General features: G+C 72.5%; 15 protein-coding genes. 1 reads left to right on the plus strand and 14 read right to left on the minus strand.

All coding sequences use genetic code 11. The features are described 5' to 3' along the window. The 4 genes from M4J07_RS21850 to M4J07_RS21865 form a co-directional block, all read right to left on the minus strand. Window positions 1-113 (minus strand): TFIIB-type zinc ribbon-containing protein (locus M4J07_RS21850; protein ID WP_255974542.1); only part of this gene is annotated, 113 nt, incomplete at its 3' end. Between the two features lie 69 nt (window positions 114-182). Beyond that, the gene (locus tag M4J07_RS21855) at window positions 183-1,133 is read right to left on the minus strand and encodes a phosphotransferase family protein (protein WP_255974472.1); all 951 of its coding nucleotides are present in this window, start codon (window positions 1,131-1,133) and stop codon (window positions 183-185) included. Between the two features lie 196 nt (window positions 1,134-1,329). Beyond that, window positions 1,330-1,536, minus strand: coding sequence for a hypothetical protein (locus M4J07_RS21860; RefSeq protein ID WP_255974474.1), 207 nt, complete (start codon window positions 1,534-1,536; stop codon window positions 1,330-1,332). 206 nt (window positions 1,537-1,742) lie between these two features. Next, entirely contained in the window at window positions 1,743-2,015 is a 273-nt protein-coding gene (locus tag M4J07_RS21865) for a hypothetical protein (protein WP_255974475.1), read from the minus strand. 199 nt (window positions 2,016-2,214) lie between these two features. Between M4J07_RS21865 and M4J07_RS21870 the strand changes: the two genes are divergently transcribed. Beyond that, window positions 2,215-3,495 carry a serine/threonine-protein kinase gene (locus M4J07_RS21870; RefSeq protein ID WP_255974544.1) on the plus strand — a complete coding sequence of 427 codons (1,281 nt, stop codon included), beginning with the start codon at window positions 2,215-2,217 and terminating at the stop codon, window positions 3,493-3,495. A gap of 3 nt (window positions 3,496-3,498) precedes the next feature. On the opposite strand, the gene M4J07_RS21875 is transcribed toward M4J07_RS21870, so the two are convergent. The 10 genes from M4J07_RS21875 to M4J07_RS21920 form a co-directional block, all read right to left on the minus strand. Beyond that, entirely contained in the window at window positions 3,499-4,326 is an 828-nt protein-coding gene (locus M4J07_RS21875; RefSeq protein WP_255974477.1) for a TrmH family RNA methyltransferase, read from the minus strand. Between the two features lie 54 nt (window positions 4,327-4,380). Beyond that, on the minus strand, window positions 4,381-5,616 hold the full coding sequence (cobA, locus tag M4J07_RS21880; RefSeq protein ID WP_255974479.1) for a uroporphyrinogen-III C-methyltransferase: 1,236 nt from the start codon (window positions 5,614-5,616) through the stop codon (window positions 4,381-4,383). Between the two features lie 260 nt (window positions 5,617-5,876). Next, a complete protein-coding gene (cobT, locus tag M4J07_RS21885; protein ID WP_255974481.1) occupies window positions 5,877-9,107 on the minus strand; it encodes a nicotinate-nucleotide--dimethylbenzimidazole phosphoribosyltransferase in 3,231 nt (1,076 codons plus the stop codon). Between the two features lie 354 nt (window positions 9,108-9,461). Next, window positions 9,462-10,676 (minus strand): precorrin-6y C5,15-methyltransferase (decarboxylating) subunit CbiE, encoded by a 1,215-nt coding sequence (gene cbiE / locus M4J07_RS21890; RefSeq protein ID WP_255974483.1) that lies wholly within the window; start codon window positions 10,674-10,676, stop codon window positions 9,462-9,464. Window positions 10,677-10,813: 137 nt separating this feature from the next. Continuing rightward, the gene (locus M4J07_RS21895) at window positions 10,814-11,452 is read right to left on the minus strand and encodes a GNAT family N-acetyltransferase (RefSeq protein ID WP_255974485.1); all 639 of its coding nucleotides are present in this window, start codon (window positions 11,450-11,452) and stop codon (window positions 10,814-10,816) included. 150 nt (window positions 11,453-11,602) lie between these two features. After that, the gene (locus M4J07_RS21900) at window positions 11,603-12,421 is read right to left on the minus strand and encodes a MetQ/NlpA family ABC transporter substrate-binding protein (RefSeq protein WP_255974487.1); all 819 of its coding nucleotides are present in this window, start codon (window positions 12,419-12,421) and stop codon (window positions 11,603-11,605) included. Window positions 12,422-12,438: 17 nt separating this feature from the next. After that, window positions 12,439-13,269 (minus strand): MetQ/NlpA family ABC transporter substrate-binding protein, encoded by an 831-nt coding sequence (locus M4J07_RS21905; protein WP_255974489.1) that lies wholly within the window; start codon window positions 13,267-13,269, stop codon window positions 12,439-12,441. 68 nt (window positions 13,270-13,337) lie between these two features. After that, entirely contained in the window at window positions 13,338-14,090 is a 753-nt protein-coding gene (locus tag M4J07_RS21910; protein WP_255974491.1) for a methionine ABC transporter permease, read from the minus strand. Further along, complete coding sequence (locus M4J07_RS21915; protein ID WP_255974493.1) at window positions 14,087-15,133, minus strand: methionine ABC transporter ATP-binding protein; 1,047 nt, start codon at window positions 15,131-15,133, stop codon at window positions 14,087-14,089. The genes M4J07_RS21910 and M4J07_RS21915 overlap by 4 nt, the downstream gene beginning before the upstream one ends. A gap of 434 nt (window positions 15,134-15,567) precedes the next feature. Next, window positions 15,568-16,218 (minus strand): HAD family hydrolase, encoded by a 651-nt coding sequence (locus M4J07_RS21920; RefSeq protein ID WP_255974495.1) that lies wholly within the window; start codon window positions 16,216-16,218, stop codon window positions 15,568-15,570. Window positions 16,219-16,259 lie beyond the last annotated feature (41 nt).

The following is a 16,259-nucleotide window of genomic DNA, read 5'->3' on the forward strand; positions in this document are numbered from 1 at the left end:
GACTCCAGCTCGCCGTAGTCCAGGAATATCCCGCGACAACCGCTGCACTGCTCGATCTGGACGCCATTGCGGTTGTAGGTGTGCATCGGTGCGTGACACTTCGGACACTGCATGCTCGGCTCAACTCCCTGCCGTTCGGTGCTGCTTCGCCGGAACACTTCCCGGCTTCCGTCTCCCGCACCCTACTTGGCGTGGCCGTTCCCCAAGTCGGGTGGGACAAAAGCCATGCGGGCACACGCGTCGACCACCGCCTCCTCGACGTCGTCGAGCGGCCGGCCGGCCTCGGTGGCCTTCGCCACGGCGAGGGCGGCGGTCTGGACGGTCAGGGCGCGGGCCGGGACGTCCAGGGCGGGCCAGGGGTCGTCCACGCTCAGTTCCTTCGCACCGCCCGCGCGTTGGTAGGCGGTGAGGAAGCGGGTCCACTCGTCGGAGGACAGCAGGCCGCAGGCGAACCAGGCCGCCGGGCGGGCCAAGTCCCAGGCCGGGTCGCCGATTCCGAGGTCGTCGACGTCGATCAGGAGCCAGGTCCCGGAGTCGGCCGGGTGGCGGACCAGCTGGCCGAGGTGCAGGTCACCGTGGCAGAGGGCGTGCGCGTGCTCGTACGGGACCTCGCCACGGGCCCACGGCGGCAGGCTCCGCCAGGCGCGGCGGACGGGCGCCGCGGCCGGGTGGCCGGGGGCGCTCGCGTCGAGCCGGGCCAGGGCGCGGGCCGCCTTCTCCGGGCCCCGCATCGGGGGCAGGCCGGGCGGGAGCCGGTGCCCGGGTGTGGTGTGGAGGCGGGCCAGGAGGCCGGCCGCGGCCTCCCACGGGGCGTGCTCGGGGTGGTCGGGGTCGACGGGGGTGCCGTGCGGCCAGAACGTGACGAGCCGGTCCTGCACGGCCGTCGCCGTCGGACGCAGCGGCGGCAGGAGGACCCCGGCGAGGGCGGGCAGGGCGGCAACCGCGAGGCGGCGGTCGAGGTCCGCGCGGTCCGTGTCCGGGGCGTGCGCCTTGGCGACGGTGTCGCCGTGCCGGACGACGGTGCCGTCGGGCCGGTCGGCGAGGGTCGCGCCGCCGCAGACGCACGGAATGCCGGTCGGATGGGCCGCACCCCTGGCCTCGGCCCGGAGCGCGGGGAGCAAGGGCGTGGTCACAGTGTCCCCCGGTCGTGGTGCTCGGTCGGGCAGAGCCTACGGCCCCGGGGCCGCCGCCGTACCGGGGCAAAGCAATGCCGCGTGCAGCTCCCCAGCTGCACGCGGCATTTGTGCCGTCCGCCGCACCCCCGTCCCCACGGGGTTTCATGGCCGGATGTCCCCGCCCGGACCGCTCTTCCGGGCCTGGAGGCGCCGCTCAGCGCCCCAGCATCACGCCCACGGACGACGCTTGTGTGACCACCGCGTCCCAGCCGCCGAAGACGACGACGAGAAGGGCCGCGAGAGGGAGGACCATGGCCGTGGCCACCAGCGGGTGACGGCGGCCGGTGGTGGGGCCGCCGAACATGCCCGCCCTGCCGATCCGTGTGCGGAACGCTGTCGTCCGCGATGCCGTGTCCGCCATGGTCCTCTCCCGGTCGAAATCTTGAGTTCTTGCCTGTAGTGGCAGCGGCGGGTGCCTGACCTCGGGGGACGAGTGCTGCACCCGCCGCTTGACCTCAAATCTATGGGCGGCGGCTCCCCGGGTCGTCATGCCCTCGTACCGATTGCCGGGCCTCCCGGAGGATGAGCGCTCCCACCCCATGTACTCCCCTGGGTGGAGAAGAGGTCCTAGGTCTCGGGGTCTTCCCGGAGGGGACGGCTCTTCTCCGCCGCTTCCGAGGCCTCCTCCCGCGGAACCGGCTGCTCGACGAGGGCGAGGACCCGCGTCGCCATGAAGCGCGCGGTGCGCACCACGGACCCGCTGCGGGTGACTTCGCTCACTTCCACGACTCCCCTGCGGACCGCCGTCTCCACTCTGCGGCCCGCACGGCTCGCCACCACTTCGTACGTACGCGTCGTGTCCCCGGCGTCCACGACTATCTCGACCCGATCGCCCTTCATGGGCTCAATCCCCCTTCTGTGCCAGGCGGTTGGGTGTCCGGGCAGCGTCAAGCCGCCCTGCTCCCGCGCTCCCTGACCACCTTTCAAGTTTCCCACCGGGCACTGACAATCGAATCGGGCGTGAGGGCGCGGCCTCTGCGCGCACTCGGGCGCGGAAACGTAAGCTGTGGCTCGTCAGACGGACCGGGCAGCAGCGGGGATGGACATGGCGATGATGCGCCTGAGGCGCGAGGACCCGCGCGTCGTCGGCTCGTTCAGGCTTCACAGACGGCTCGGGGCCGGTGGGATGGGCGTCGTCTACCTCGGTTCCGACCGGCGTGGGCAGCGGGTCGCGCTCAAGGTGATCCGGCCGGACCTGGCGGAGGACCAGGAGTTCAGGTCGCGGTTCGCGCGCGAGGTGTCCGCCGCGCGGCGGATCCGCGGCGGCTGCACGGCGCGGCTCGTCGCGGCCGACCTGGAGGCGGACCGGCCCTGGTTCGCGACGCAGTACGTGCCCGGTCCCTCGCTGCACGACAAGGTCGCCGAGGAAGGGCCGCTGGCGGCCGCCGACGTGGCGGCCGTGGGCGCCGCGCTGTCGGAGGGCCTCGTCGCCGTCCACGAGGCCGGTGTCGTGCACCGGGACCTCAAGCCGTCGAACATCCTGCTGTCCCCGAAGGGGCCGCGGATCATCGACTTCGGCATCGCCTGGGCGACCGGGGCCTCGACGCTGACGCACGTGGGGACCGCCGTGGGCTCCCCCGGTTTCCTCGCGCCCGAGCAGGTGCGGGGCGCGGCCGTCACGCCCGCCACCGACGTGTTCGCCCTCGGCGCCACGCTCGCCTACTCGGCCATGGGCGACTCGCCCTTCGGGCACGGCAGTTCCGAGGTCATGCTCTACCGCGTGGTGCACGAGGAGGCGCAGCTGCACGGGGTGCCGGACGCGCTGGCCCCCCTGCTGCGCGCGTGTCTCGCGAAGGACCCGGAGGAGCGGCCCAGCACGCTCCAGCTGTCGCTGCGGCTCAAGGAGATCGCGGCCCGCGAGGCACAGGGCCTCGGTGAGGTGCGGCCGCCGGCGCCGCGCGTCGCCGAGCAGGACCGGCCGACGGGGCGGCTCGCCGATCCGCACGCCACGTACGAGCAGCAGCGCACCCAGCGCAGGACGCAGCCGGGGACTCCCGCGCCGCGGCCGAGCAACGGCAGGACCGGGGGCGGTTCGGCGCCGCGCTCCACGTCGTCGCGGTCCGGCAGCAGGCCCGCGCCGCGCAGTGGTGCCGGGCGTCCCGCTCCCCGGACGAACGGCACGGGCGCGGGCAAGAAGCTGCGGCCCGCGAATCCGCGGCTGCTGCGGCAGCGGCTGTTCGTGTTCGTGGTCGTGACGCTGCTCGTGGCGCTCGCCATCGCGGCGGCCCAGGGCTGCCAGGGCCCGTCGCGCGGGCTCGGCGGCGACAGCGGCGGACGGCAGACGGCTGCCGTCCGGGCGCTGCCGCTGCCGGAGAGCTGACCGTCAGAGTTCGGGGCGGCCGGTGGCCACGGCGTAGAACGCGACGGCGGCCGCCGCGCCCACGTTGAGCGAGTCGACGCCGTGGGCCATCGGGATGCGGACCCATTCGTCGGCGGCCATCAGTGCCTTGGTGGACAGGCCGTCGCCCTCCGCGCCGAGCATGAGCGCCACCCGGTCCATCCGGTGCGGGGCCACCTCGTCGAGGGACTTCGCCTGGTCGGCCGGGGTGAGCGCCAGGAGGTTGAAGCCCGCCTCGCGGACCGTCTCCAGGGACTTCGGCCAGGCGTCGAGACGTGCGTACGGAACCGAGAAGACCGCGCCCATGGAGACCTTCACGGAGCGGCGGTAGAGCGGGTCGGCGCAGTCGGGCGAGAGCAGCACCGCGTCCATGCCGAGGGCGGCCGCGGAGCGGAAGATCGCGCCGATGTTCGTGTGGTCGTTGACGGACTCCATGACGACCACGCGGCGTGCGGTGGTGAGGAGTTCGTCGGCGGTGGGCAGCGGCTTGCGCTGCATGGAGGCGAGGGCGCCGCGGTGCACGTGGTAGCCGGTGACCTTCTCCGCGAGGTCGGGGGCGACGGCGTACACCGGGGCGGGGACCTCGTCGATCACGTCGCGCATGACGTCGACCCACTTCGCCGAGAGCAGCATCGAGCGCATCTCGTACCCGGCCTGCTTGGCCCGGCGGATGACCTTCTCGCCCTCGGCGATGAACAGTCCCTCGGCCGGTTCGCGCTTGCGGCGCAGCTCCACGTCGGTCAGGCCCGTGTAGTCGCTCAGGCGGGGGTCGTCGGGGTCGTCGATGGTGATGAGACCTTGGGGATCAGCCACGGGTCGATACTGCCTTGTCCTGGGTGTGGTGCCAACGGCTCGGAACGAGTTGTGTTACCGCTGGTTACGTTCGGGTCCCTCGTGCACCACGCTGCCGATGACGATGACCGCCGGGGGCCTGACCCCTTCGGCGACCACCGTTTCGCCGACCGTGGCGAGGGTCGCGTCGACGCGGCGCTGGGCCGCCGTGGTGCCTTCCTGGACCAGTGCGACGGGGGTGGCCGGGTCCTTGCCGTGCTCGACCAGGGCCGCGGCGATCTTCCCGATCTTGTCGACGCCCATCAGGATCACCAGGGTGCCGGTGAGCTTCGCCATGGCCGACCAGTCGACCAGGGAGCGCTCGTCGTCCGGCGCCACGTGGCCGCTGACCACGGTGAACTCGTGGGCGACGCCGCGGTGCGTGACCGGGATGCCGGCGGCGCCCGGGACCGAGATCGAGCTGGAGATGCCGGGCACGACCGTGACCGGGATGCCTTCGGCGGCCAGGGCCTGGGCCTCCTCCATGCCGCGGCCGAAGACGAACGGGTCGCCGCCCTTGAGCCGGACGACGGCCTTGCCCTGCTTGGCGTGCTCGACGAGGGCCTGGTTGATGGCCTCCTGGACCATCTGGCGGCCGTACGGGATCTTCGCCGCGTCGATCACCTCGACGTGCGGCGGGAGTTCGTCGAGCAGGTCGCGCGGGCCGAGCCGGTCGGCGATGACGACGTCGGCCTCGGCGAGGAGGCGCCGGCCGCGGACCGTGATCAGGTCCGGGTCGCCGGGGCCGCCGCCGACCAGGGCGACGCCGGGCGTGCGGGTCCGCTCGGTGCTGACGGTGCCGTCCCGCAGGGCCTCGACGAGCGCGTCGCGGACGGCGGCGGTGCGGCGCGGGTCGCGGTCGGCGGCCTCGGTGGACAGGACCGCGAGCGTGACGCCCTCGGTGCGGCCGGTGGCCGGGGTCCACGCGGTGGCGGCCTCCGCGTCGTCGGAGCGGACGCACCAGGTGCGGTGGCGCTCCGCCTCGGCCGACGCCAGCTCGTTCGCCGCGCGGTCGGCCGTGGCGACCAGGACGTACCAGGCCTCGGCCAGGTCGCCCTCCTCGTAGCGGCGACGGGTCCAGCTGATCTCGCCCGCGTCCGCCATGGCCTCCACGGAGGGGGTGGCCGACGGGGAGATCAGGGTGATGTCCGCGCCCGCCGCGATCAGGGCGGGCAGCCTGCGCTGGGCGACCTGGCCGCCGCCGATGACGATCGTCTTGCGGCCGGTCAGTCGCAGGCCGACCGGGTATGCGGGGTGCTGAGCGGGGGGCATGTCGTACGGCTCCTGGGACGGCGGGGCTGGCTGGGCTGCGACGGTGGAGCCCTGTGACGTGCGGTTTCCTCTGGCGACAGCTTATGCCTGGCCGGCGGGGGCGGGTACGTGCGGCCGGTCACGGGGGCTGGTCACGGGTTCGCGCCGTGGCTCGGAGCCTCGTGTGCCGGGTGCGGGTGCGTCGTGGCTGGTCGCGCAGTTCCCCACGCCCCTGGGATGTACGGCCTGCGGCCGGCGTCCCAGGGGCGCGAAGGCATCGGCTACTTCTCCGTGACGCCTGCCGAGTCGAACGTCGCGACCTCGTGCATGGCACGCGCCGCGCTCTGCACGATCGGGAGCGCGAGGAGCGCGCCCGTGCCCTCGCCCAGGCGCAGGTCCAGGTCGACCAGCGGGCGCAGGCCCAGCTTGTTGAGCGCGGCGACGTGGCCGGGCTCGGCGCTGCGGTGGCCCGCGATGCAGGCGGCGAGGACCTCGGGGGCGATGGCGCGGGCGACCAGGGCCGCGGCCCCGGCGCTCACGCCGTCCAGGATCACCGGCGTGCGCAGCGAGGCGCCGCCGAGCAGCAGGCCGACCAGCGCCGCGTGCTCCAGGCCGCCGACCGCGGCGAGGACACCGATCGGGTCCGCCGGGTCGGGCTGGTGCACGTCGAGGGCGCGGCGCACGACCTCGATCTTGCGGGCGTGGGTCTCGTCGTTGATCCCGGTGCCGCGGCCGGTGACCTCGGCGGGGTCGACGTCGGTGTAGACCGAGATGAGGGCCGCCGACGCCGTGGTGTTGGCGATGCCCATCTCACCGGTCAGCAGCGCCTTGTTGCCCGCGGCGACCAAGTCGCGGGCCGTCTCGATGCCGACCTCGATGGCGGCCTTGACCTCTTCGCGGGTCAGGGCCGGGCCCGCCGTCATGTCGGCGGTGCCCGCCCGCACCTTGCGGGGCAGCAGACCGGGGGTGGCGGGGAGTTCGGAGGCGACGCCCACGTCGATGACGCAGACCTCGGCGCCGACCTGGTTCGCGAACGCGTTGCAGACCGCGCCGCCGCCCAGGAAGTTCGCCACCATCTGGCCGGTGACCTCCTGCGGCCACGGGGTCACGCCCTGGGCGTGCACGCCGTGGTCGCCCGCGAAGATCGCGACGGCCGCGGGCTCCGGGATCGGCGGCGGGCACATCCGGGACAGCCCGGACAGCTGTGCGGAGATGATCTCCAGCATGCCGAGCGCGCCCGCGGGCTTCGTCATCCGCTTCTGCCGCTCCCACGCCTCGCCGAGCGCCTTGGCGTCCAGCGGGCGGATGTTGGAGACGGTCTCGGCGAGCAGGTCGTGCGGGTCCTCGCCGGGCAGCGCGCGCCGGCCGTACGTCTCCTCGTGCACGACCCACGACAGAGGGCGGCGCTTGGACCAGCCGGCCTGCATCAGCTCGGGCTCGTCCGGGAACTCGTCGACGTAGCCGACGCACAGGTACGCGACCACTTCGAGGTGCTCGGGCAGGCCGAGCGTGCGGACCATCTCGCGCTCGTCGAAGAAGGAGACCCAGCCGACGCCGAGGCCCTCGGCGCGGGCCGCGAGCCACAGGTTCTCGACCGCGAGCGCGGAGGAGTACGGGGCCATCTGCGGCTGCGTGTGACGGCCGAGGGTGTGGCGGCCGCCGCGGGTCGGGTCGGCGGTGACCACGATGTTCACCGGGGTGTCGAGGATGGCCTCGATCTTCAGTTCCTTGAACTGCTTCGCGCGGCCCTTGGGGAGGGACTTGGCGTAGGCGTCCTTCTGGCGCATGGCCAGCTCGTGCATCGTGCGGCGGGTCTCCGCCGAGCGGATGACGACGAAGTCCCAGGGCTGGGAGTGGCCGACGGACGGCGCCGTGTGGGCGGCCTCCAGGACGCGGAGCAGGACCTCGTGCGGGATGGGATCGCTGCGGAAGCCGTTGCGGATGTCCCGGCGCTCGCGCATCACGCGCAGGACGGCCTCGCGCTCGGCGTCGTCGTAGCCGGGAGCGGCGGCGCCGACCGGCTCGGCGAGGGTCTCGGGCAGCTGCTCGGGACCGTCCTCCGGTTCGGCCTCGACGGCCTGGAGGGGTTCCGGCTGCTCCTGCACGGGGGCGACCTCGATGAGCTCCGGCTCCTCGGCCTCCGCCTCGGCCCCGAACTGCTCGGGCGCGGGGCCGGCGGCCGGGCCGCCGTCGCGCGGTGCGGGCACGGTCGCGGGGCCCTCGGCCGGCTCCTCGGCGACGGGCTGCTCAGCGGCCTCGGCCGGGAACTCCTGCGCGGGGGCCTCGGTCACGGGCCCGGCGGGCTGCTCGGCCACCGGAGCGGCGACGGGCTCGGGCTCGACCACGGCTTCCGGCTCCACGACGGCCACGGGCTCGGCGACGACGGGCTCCACGACGACCGGGCTCTCCGGCTCGGCGGCCGGGGCGACGGGCTGCTCGGCGAGCGGCTCGGCGGGCACGGCCGGCTCCTGCGGCTGCTCCTGGAACGGCTCCTGGAACGCCTCCTGAGGAGCCATCGCCACGGCCTCCTGCACCGGCACCTGCTGCTCGTGCTGCTCGGCGACGACGACCGGCTCGGCCTCGGGCGCCGGAACCGGCTCGGCCCCCTGGTCGGGCAGCGGAGGCACGACCATGGCCTGCGGCGGGGTCGGCGCGAGATGCGGCGTCGTGGGCACGGTGCCCTCGACGGGGACGAACTGGCCGAGGAGCTGCTGCTCGGGCGCGGCCACGGGGACCGACTGCTGCGGGTACTCCTGCGGCGGCAGGCCCTCGTGCACGGCGTACTGACCGGACTGACCGGACTGACCGGACAGGTCGGCCTGGCCGACGTACGCGGCGACCGGGGTCGGCTCGGCGACGGGCACGAACTCCGGCGCCGCCTCCGGCGCTTGGAAGTGCGGGGCCGGCTCGGCGTACTGCGCCGGGACGGCCTCAGGGACGACCGTTTCTGCGGGCGCCGGCGGCGGCATCTCGTATCCGCCCTGCTGCTGGGGCTCGGCGAGCTGCTGTGCCTCGGCCGGCTGCCACGGGGCGGCGCCCTGCGGCGGGATGTCGAGGTACTCGGGGCCCGTGGTGGGCGGGCCCGCCTGGCGGACCGGCATCGGGTTCGGCGGCGTCTGCTGCGCCGGGCCCCGGTCGGCGAGCGAGCGCACCGGGCTGCCGCCGGTCTCCGGCACGGCCGGGCCCATGTGCAGGGGGCGGCGGGCGGGGCCCTGGTTCGCGGCGGCCTGGCCGGGCATGTGCATTCCACCCATGTCGTGGTGTCCGCTGTCGCGGCCCGCCATCTCGTGCGGGCCCGGTTCGTGGCCGACGGGGGCCTGCGGCTGCTGCGCGGCCTGCGGCTGGCCCCAGGCGCCCTGGGAACCCGGCATGAGGAGCAGTTCGTCGTCCTCGGCGGTGGCGTCGGAGGGATCGAGGAAGGTGTACGCGCCCGGGGCGGGAACGCCCGGCTGGTCCACCGCTCCTGCGTTCTCCGGCAGCCCCTCGCCCGGAACCTGACCGGTGTCGGTCATGCCTACCCCTCGCCCATCGATGAGAACTTGCCGGCCGCCCCCGGCCGACGGCCGGGTAGGCAACCCCCTTGACCGGAGCGGTGCGTCGTCCGCCCGTCATGAAGAACGAGCACGCACGCCGCGCGGCACGAACCGCCCCGGACTACACGCATTGTCCCGGTCGGATCGCGGCCACGGAACGTAGATCGCCCATGGCCTTCTGTGGACTGCGCCACGTTGCGCGTCCTCCGGTCGGCGCCGTACCACAGGCGCTCCAAGAGTGGTGCGTTTCCCGGACATTGGCTGACGAACTGCCGGACGTCCCGGTGCGGTACAACGATCGGCCAGCCTACCGCGCGCGTTGGGCCGTCAGGGTCACGGGTGGCGGACGGGAAGCCGCCCGGAGAGCAGGAACCCCACGGTCCGCTCCTTCTCCGTCCAGACACGAGTGTCCAGTTCGACGGATTGCAGGAGGGCGCACTCGACGTCGTATCCGTGCTCCGTCAGGTCCCTGCCGATGAGTTCGGCGGCGTCGCGTGTCGCGGCGTGCGTGACGATGCGCGCGGGCCGCCGGTCGGCGACCGCGGAGACGACCGCGGCTCCCCCGCCGCCGACCCGGACGACGTCGGGCTCGGGCAGATCTTCGAGGACGTGCGGTGCGGTGCCGTGCACGATCTGCGCCTGGATCCCGAAGCGACGGGCGGTGGCGAGGGTGCGGGCGCAGGCGTCGGGGTCGCGGTCGACGGCGATGACGGCGGCGCCGAACCGTCCGGCCTCCGCCGTGAAGGCGCCGCTGCCGCAGCCGATGTCCCACACGAGGTCGCCGGTCCGCGGCCCCAGGCGCGCGAGTTGGGCCGCGCGCAGCTGCTCGGTCTCGCCCTCGCCGAAGGGGCCCGTGTACTCGGCGGCGGGCAGCGCCCAGCCGCGCGGGCCCGAGTCCGCGTCGCCGCCGGCGAGCCAGCCGCCGGTGCCGGGGGCGCCGGTGACCGGGCCGCCGATGACGATGACGACGTTCGGGTCGCGCCAGGTGTGGTCGGCGGCCTTGTCGGAGGTGACGACGGTGACCTGTTCGCGGTCCGTGCCGAGTTCCTCGCAGATGACGAAGGTGCGGTGGACCCCTTCGAGGAGCAGGCCCAGCTCGGCGGGGCCGGCGCCCGGGGAGGTGAGAACGGCGACCTTGGTGTGGGCCCGGCATACGTTCACCGCGCGCCTGAGGGTGCGGCGGTGTGCGACGACCACCTGTGCGTCGTCCCAGGGCATGCCCGCACGGGCGAAGGCCTGGGCGACCGAGGAGACAGCGGGGACGACCTCGACCTCCAGGCCGTACTCGGGTGCGCGCAGGGTCCGTACGACACCGAAGAAGCCCGGGTCGCCGTCCGCGAGGACGACGGCGGTGCCGCGGTGGCCGGCGATCCGGCGGGCGGCGAGGGAGACGCTGCCGAGCCGGATGCGCTCGGCGCGCTCCGACACCTCGGGCAGCGCCAGGTGGTGGCCGGCGCCGGCCACCAGGGTGGCCGCTTGGAGCGCGGAGCGGGCCGCCGCGGTCGGCGGAGAGCCGTCCCAGCCGATCACCGTGACCCGGTCGGCCATCGTCGTCAGTCTCCAGAGGTGTGCTCGGTGCGTACGCGGGACTCGGTCCGAGTCCTCAGGTCAGGGGAATGCCGCCGGTGTCGGGCCGGGCGGGGCACCGAGAGCGTACCTGCTGGGTCCGGGAACCGCCTGTGAGGTCAGTTCCAGTCCGAGAAGGCCGTGAAACCCCCGGCCTCGGCGAGCTGCTCGGTGACGCCGTCCAGGTCCTCGGGCAGCAGGCTCCAGACGATGAAGTCGGTGCGGACCTCCGCCAGGGTGCCGTCCTCGGTGCGCGTACGCGCTATGCAGGCGTTGCGCAGCACGCCCTCGCTGATGCAGCCGATCTTCTGGGCGACCTGCTGGGAGGCGGTGTTGTCCGCGGCCGTGCGCAGTTCGATGCGCTCGAAGCCGCGGTCGCGGAAGAGCCACTGGGCCATGGCGAGCGCGGCCTCGGACGCGTAGCCCTCGCCGCGGGCCCAGGGGGCGACGATGTACGACAGTTCGGTGGAGCGAACGTGCCAGTTCGTCTTGGTCAGTTGGACGATGCCGACCAGGCGCTGGGTGAGGAACTCGGTGACGGCGAGGTCGAGTCCGTGTCCGGCCGTGCGCTCCGTGGGGGCGTAGTCGGTGATCCAGCGGCGCGCGCCGTCCTCGGTGAAGGGCTGCGGCACCGACGTCCAGGCGGCGACCAGTTCGTCGTTCATCATCTCGGCCAGGGCGGGGACGTCGTCCTCGTCGAGCGGACGCAGCACCAAGCGCTCCGTGCTGATGGAGATCTCGGGGAAGGTGTTCGTCATGTGCCGCTCCGTAACCTTCGTGGCCGCCTGCGTCCCTCGTGTCGGCCGGGGGTGAGTGCCCAGCATGCAGCATGAAGGCACGTAACTGCACATGGGGGCCGCTCCTGTTGGCAGGAACGACCCCCATGACGAGGTGCGGGCACGGGTGCCTCAGGCAGGCAGGACCGAGCCCTTGTACGTGTCCTCGATGAACTTTTTCACCTCGGGCGACGTCAGCAGCTCGGCGAGCTTCTTCACCCGCGGGTCGTCCTCGTCGCCCTTCTTCACGGCGAGGACGTTGTTGTACGGGTTGCCCTTCACCGACTCCAGGAGAATGGCGTCCTTCCGGGGGCTGAGGCCCGCGTCGAGCGCGAAGTTGTTGTTGACGGCGGCGACGTCGACGTCGCCCAACGAGCGCGGCAGCTGGGCCGCTTCGAGCTCCTTGAACTTCAACTTCTTGGGGTTGTCGGCGACATCGCGCGGCGTCGCGTTCACCCCCGCGCCCTTCTTGAGCCCGATCACGCCCTGGGAGGCGAGGAGGCCGAGCGCCCTGCCTTCGTTGGTGACGTCGTTGGGCAGCGCGACGGTGGCTCCTTCGCGCAGCTTCGTGACGTCCTCGACCTTCTTGGAGTAGAAGCCGAGGGGCGGCAGGTAGACCTCGGTGACCGGGGTCAGGGTGGTGCCCCGGGACTTGTTGAAGTCCTCCAGGTACGGCGTGTGCTGGTAGAGGTTGGCGTCGAGCTCGCCCTGCTGGAGCGCGGTGTTCGGCAGGACGTAGTCCGTGAACTCCTTGACCTCCAGGTCGAGTCCGGCCTTCTTCGCCAGCTTCTGCTGTACGTAGGCGAGGACTTCGCCGGCGGGGGTGGGCGTGGCGCCCACGACGAGCTTGCCGACCCCGTCGGAGCCGTCGGTCTTGTCGGAGCCGCAGGCCGTGACGCCGAGGACGAGTGCCCCGGCGATCACGGCGGCGGGAAGCGTGTACGTACGCATCAGAAAGATCAGAAGGCTCAGAAGGAGGGGAGCACCGAGCCCTTGTACTTGTCCTCGATGAACTTCTTCACCTCGGGCGACGTCAGGAGCTTGGCGAGCTTCTTGACGCGCGGGTCGTCCTCGTTGCCCTCCTTGACGGCGAGGACGTTGTTGTACTTGTTGCCCTTGGCGGATTCGAGCGCGAGGGCGTCCTTGGCCGGGCTGAGGTCGGCACCGATGGCGTAGTTGCCGTTGATCACCGCGCCGTCGACGTCGGGGAGGGAGCGCGGGGTCTGGGCCGCCTCGACCTCCTTGAACGTCAGGTCCTTCGGGTTCTTCTCGATGTCCTGCGGGGTCGCGGTGGCCTCGGAGCCGCTCTTGAGCGTGATGATCCCGTTGGCGGCGAGGAAGCGCAGGGCGCGGCTCTCGTTGTCGGCGTCGTTCGGGACGGCGATGGTGCCGCCCTTCTTGATGTCGTCGAGCTTCTTGGCCTTCTCGGAGTAGAGGCCGAGCGGCTCCAGGTGGACGGTGGCGACCGACGTGAGGTGCGTGCCGTTCTTCTTGTTGAAGTCCTCGAGGTACGGGACGGTCTGGAAGTAGTTGGCGTCGACCGAGCCGTCCTCGGTGGCGTTGTTCGGCTGGACGTAGTCCGTGAACTCCTTGACCTCGAGGTTGAGGCCTTCCTTCTTCGCCAGGTTCTTCTTGATGTAGTCGAGGACCTCGGCGTGCGGGACGGGGGTCGCGGCGACGACGAGCGGGTCGGACGCCTTGGCCTTGGTGTCGGCCTTGTCCGAACCGCAGGCGGTCAGGCCCAGGGTGAGGGCGCCGGTGGCGAGGACAGCTGCGGTGATCTTGGTGGTGTTACGCACGAAAAGTGCCTTTCTCCATGGGTGGTGCAACCCGCCGGGTGGGACGGGGAGTCTGGGGACTGCGGGGGTCAGCGGGTCTTGGCCGGGGTGGCCTCGGCGCTGACGGGACCGGCGGGCAGGAACCCGCCGAACAGACGGAAGCGGAACGGCTCGCCGCCCTTTCCGGCGCGACGGTGCAGGACCCGCGCCGCGCTGTCGCCGGCGAACTGGATGATCGCGATGGCGACCGCGAGGATCGCCACGACGATCCACATCAGGGTCGCCTCGAAGCGCTGATAGCCGTAGCGGATGGCGACGTCGCCGAGGCCGCCCGCGCCGACCGTGCCGGCCATCGCGGAGTAGCCGATGATGGCGACGATCGTGGTCGTGGTCGCGGAGATCAGCGACGGCAGCGACTCGGGCACGAAGACCTTGCGGACGACGGTCCAGGTGTTGCCGCCCATCGACTGCACGGCCTCGACCAGACCGCGGTCCACCTCGCGCACGGACGTCTCGACGAGGCGCGCGAAGAACGGGATGGCGCCGATGGCGAGCGGCACGATGGCGGCCTCGCGGCCGATGCTGGTGCCGACGACCCAGCGGGTGAAGGCCGTCAGCGCGAGCATCAGGACGATGAACGGCATCGAGCGGACGACGTTGACGAGCTGCCCGATGAGTTTGTTCGCCAGGGCGTTCTGCAGCAGCCCGCCCCGGTCCGTGAGCACGAGCAGGACGCCGAGCGGCAGGCCGACGACGACGGCGATCAGCGTGGACCAGCCGACCATGTAGAGGGTGTCCCAACACGCCTGGGACAGCAGCGGCTGCATCTCCGACCAGGTCACTTGGTGACACCTTCCTTCAGCAGTACGGACTGACCGTCCTGGTTGCCCTGTATCTCGACCTGGAGGCCCTGCTCGCGCAGGAACCCGATCGGCACGACGTTGTCCTCGTAGCGGCCGGGCAGTTCGATGCGCATCCGGCCGACCTGCTTGCCGCCGACGGTGTCCATGGCGGCGCCCAGGATCGAGATGTCGATGTTGTAGGTGCGCGACAGCTGCGAGATGACCGGCTGCGTCGCGGACTCACCGTGGAAGGTGACGTCGATGACGGTGCGGTCGGTGCCGGAGGCGTCGCCGCTGACCGGGAAGAGCGCGGCGGCGAGTTCGGAGCCGGGGGTGGCGAGGAGCTCGCTGACGGTGCCGGACTCGACGATCTGCCCGCGCTCCATGAGGGCGGCGGAGTCGCAGACGGTCTTGACGACGTCCATCTCGTGCGTGATGAGCAGGACGGTGAGGCCGAGCTGCTGGTTGAGGTCGCGCAGCAGCTGGAGGATGGAACGGGTGGTCTCCGGGTCGAGGGCGGACGTCGCCTCGTCGGAGAGCAGCACCTTCGGGTCGCCGGCCAGTGCGCGGGCGATGCCGACGCGCTGCTTCTGGCCGCCGGAGAGCTGGGCCGGGTAGGACTTGGCCTTGTCGGCGAGGCCGACGAGGTCGAGCAGTTCCAGCGCCTTGGCGGAACGTTCCTTCCCCGACTTGCCGAGGATTTCGAGCGGCAGCTCGATGTTGTCCTGAACGGTGCGCGAGGACAGCAGGTTGAAGTGCTGGAAGACCATGCCGATGCGGCTGCGCGCCTCGCGCAGCTCCCGGCCGGCCCGCGGTCCGCGGCCGGCGAGGGCGGTGAGGTCCTGGCCGGCCACGGTGACGGTGCCGGACGTGGGGCGTTCCAGCAGGTTCACACAGCGGATCAGCGAGGACTTGCCGGCGCCGGACTGGCCGATGACGCCGTACACCTCGCCTTCGCGCACGTGCAGGTCGACGCCGTCGAGGGCGGTGACCTCGCGGCCGCGCGAGCGGTAGACCTTGGTGAGGCCCTGGGTGGTGATCACGTGGGTTTCCGTAGCTGTCGAGTGCGCGACACGGGTGGCGCCGGGCACGGGGCATTCGTTCGGGAACTTGCGGAGTTTCCGGGCGCGGCAGGCTCTCGCTGATGGCGTGTGCCAGTACTGGATCAGTCGCTGTCAGTACGGAGAAGCTGTGCGCGGGGCAGACCCGGTCACGTAGTCGAGCGGTTTCTCCCTGCGGAGTCACTCCCTACGGACAGGGCGCGCGGGTCTCGCTTCGGGGCGCGAGAACAGGCGTGGCGGGGGCCCTCAGAAGGCGCACATTCGACACATACAACGAGCACCGGGCGTCATCGTCGCCTCGGTCGCAAGGGTGCGGCTGCTCGTCGTGGTCATGCGGGCAAGTAAAGCAGAAGTGAGGTCGCATCCCGCCACCGCTGTCCGAATAGCGGACAGCGCTGGACGGGTGCGGGGGACGGTCAGGGGGTGGCGGTGATCTCGACCCCGGCCTCCGTGGCCAGTGCTGACACGGCCGACAGGTCCTTCACCACGACGTCGGCGGAGAGCTCGTGGGCCTCGTGCGTTGTGGCCAAGGCCACGGTCCGCATGCCGCCGGCCCGGCCCGCGGTGAGACCGGCGGGGGCGTCCTCGAAGACGACGCAGCGCGCGGGGTCCACGCCGAGCTTCGCGGCGGCGAGCAGGAACGGCTCGGGGTCGGGCTTGCCGCGCGTGATGTCGTCGGCGGCGATGAGCAGCGGCGGCTCGATGCCGACGGCGGCGAGCCGGGCCTCGGCGAGGCGGCGGGTGGCGGAGGTGACGACGGCCCAGCGGCCGTCGGGCAGGGAACGGAGCAGGTCGAGCGTGCCGGGCAGGACATGGGTGCCGCCGTTGGGCACGTCGTCGACCTCGAGCTCCTCGATCCGGGCCACGGCCTCGGCGACCTTGTCGGCGGGCAGCAGGTCGGCGGCGATCTCGGCGGCGGGGCGGCCGTGCAGTTCCACGGCGGCGAAGTCCTCGGCGGTGATCCCGTACTCCTGCGCCCAGCGGGTCCAGCAGCGGTAGACGGACTCCATGGACGAGAGCAGGGTTCCGTCGTTGTCGAACAGCAGGGCGTCAGCGTGGATCTTCATGTCTCCCGAGCGTACGGGGCGCCCCGGGGGCGGGCGCACGG

It is taken from the genome of Streptomyces longispororuber (assembly GCF_024448165.1).
Classification (GTDB): domain Bacteria; phylum Actinomycetota; class Actinomycetes; order Streptomycetales; family Streptomycetaceae; genus Streptomyces; species Streptomyces longispororuber_A.

Coding starts and splice junctions, on each gene's coding strand:
- M4J07_RS21860 (WP_255974474.1), bottom strand. CDS start 1,536: ATGGCGGACACGGCATCGCGGACGACAGCGTTCCGCACACGGATCGGC.
- cobA (WP_255974479.1), bottom strand. CDS start 5,616: ATGCCCCCCGCTCAGCACCCCGCATACCCGGTCGGCCTGCGACTGACC.
- M4J07_RS21865 (WP_255974475.1), bottom strand. CDS start 2,015: ATGAAGGGCGATCGGGTCGAGATAGTCGTGGACGCCGGGGACACGACG.
- M4J07_RS21900 (WP_255974487.1), bottom strand. CDS start 12,421: ATGCGTACGTACACGCTTCCCGCCGCCGTGATCGCCGGGGCACTCGTC.
- M4J07_RS21895 (WP_255974485.1), bottom strand. CDS start 11,452: ATGACGAACACCTTCCCCGAGATCTCCATCAGCACGGAGCGCTTGGTG.
- M4J07_RS21920 (WP_255974495.1), bottom strand. CDS start 16,218: ATGAAGATCCACGCTGACGCCCTGCTGTTCGACAACGACGGAACCCTG.
- cbiE (WP_255974483.1), bottom strand. CDS start 10,676: ATGGCCGACCGGGTCACGGTGATCGGCTGGGACGGCTCTCCGCCGACC.
- cobT (WP_255974481.1), bottom strand. CDS start 9,107: ATGACCGACACCGGTCAGGTTCCGGGCGAGGGGCTGCCGGAGAACGCA.
- M4J07_RS21870 (WP_255974544.1), top strand. CDS start 2,215: ATGGACATGGCGATGATGCGCCTGAGGCGCGAGGACCCGCGCGTCGTC.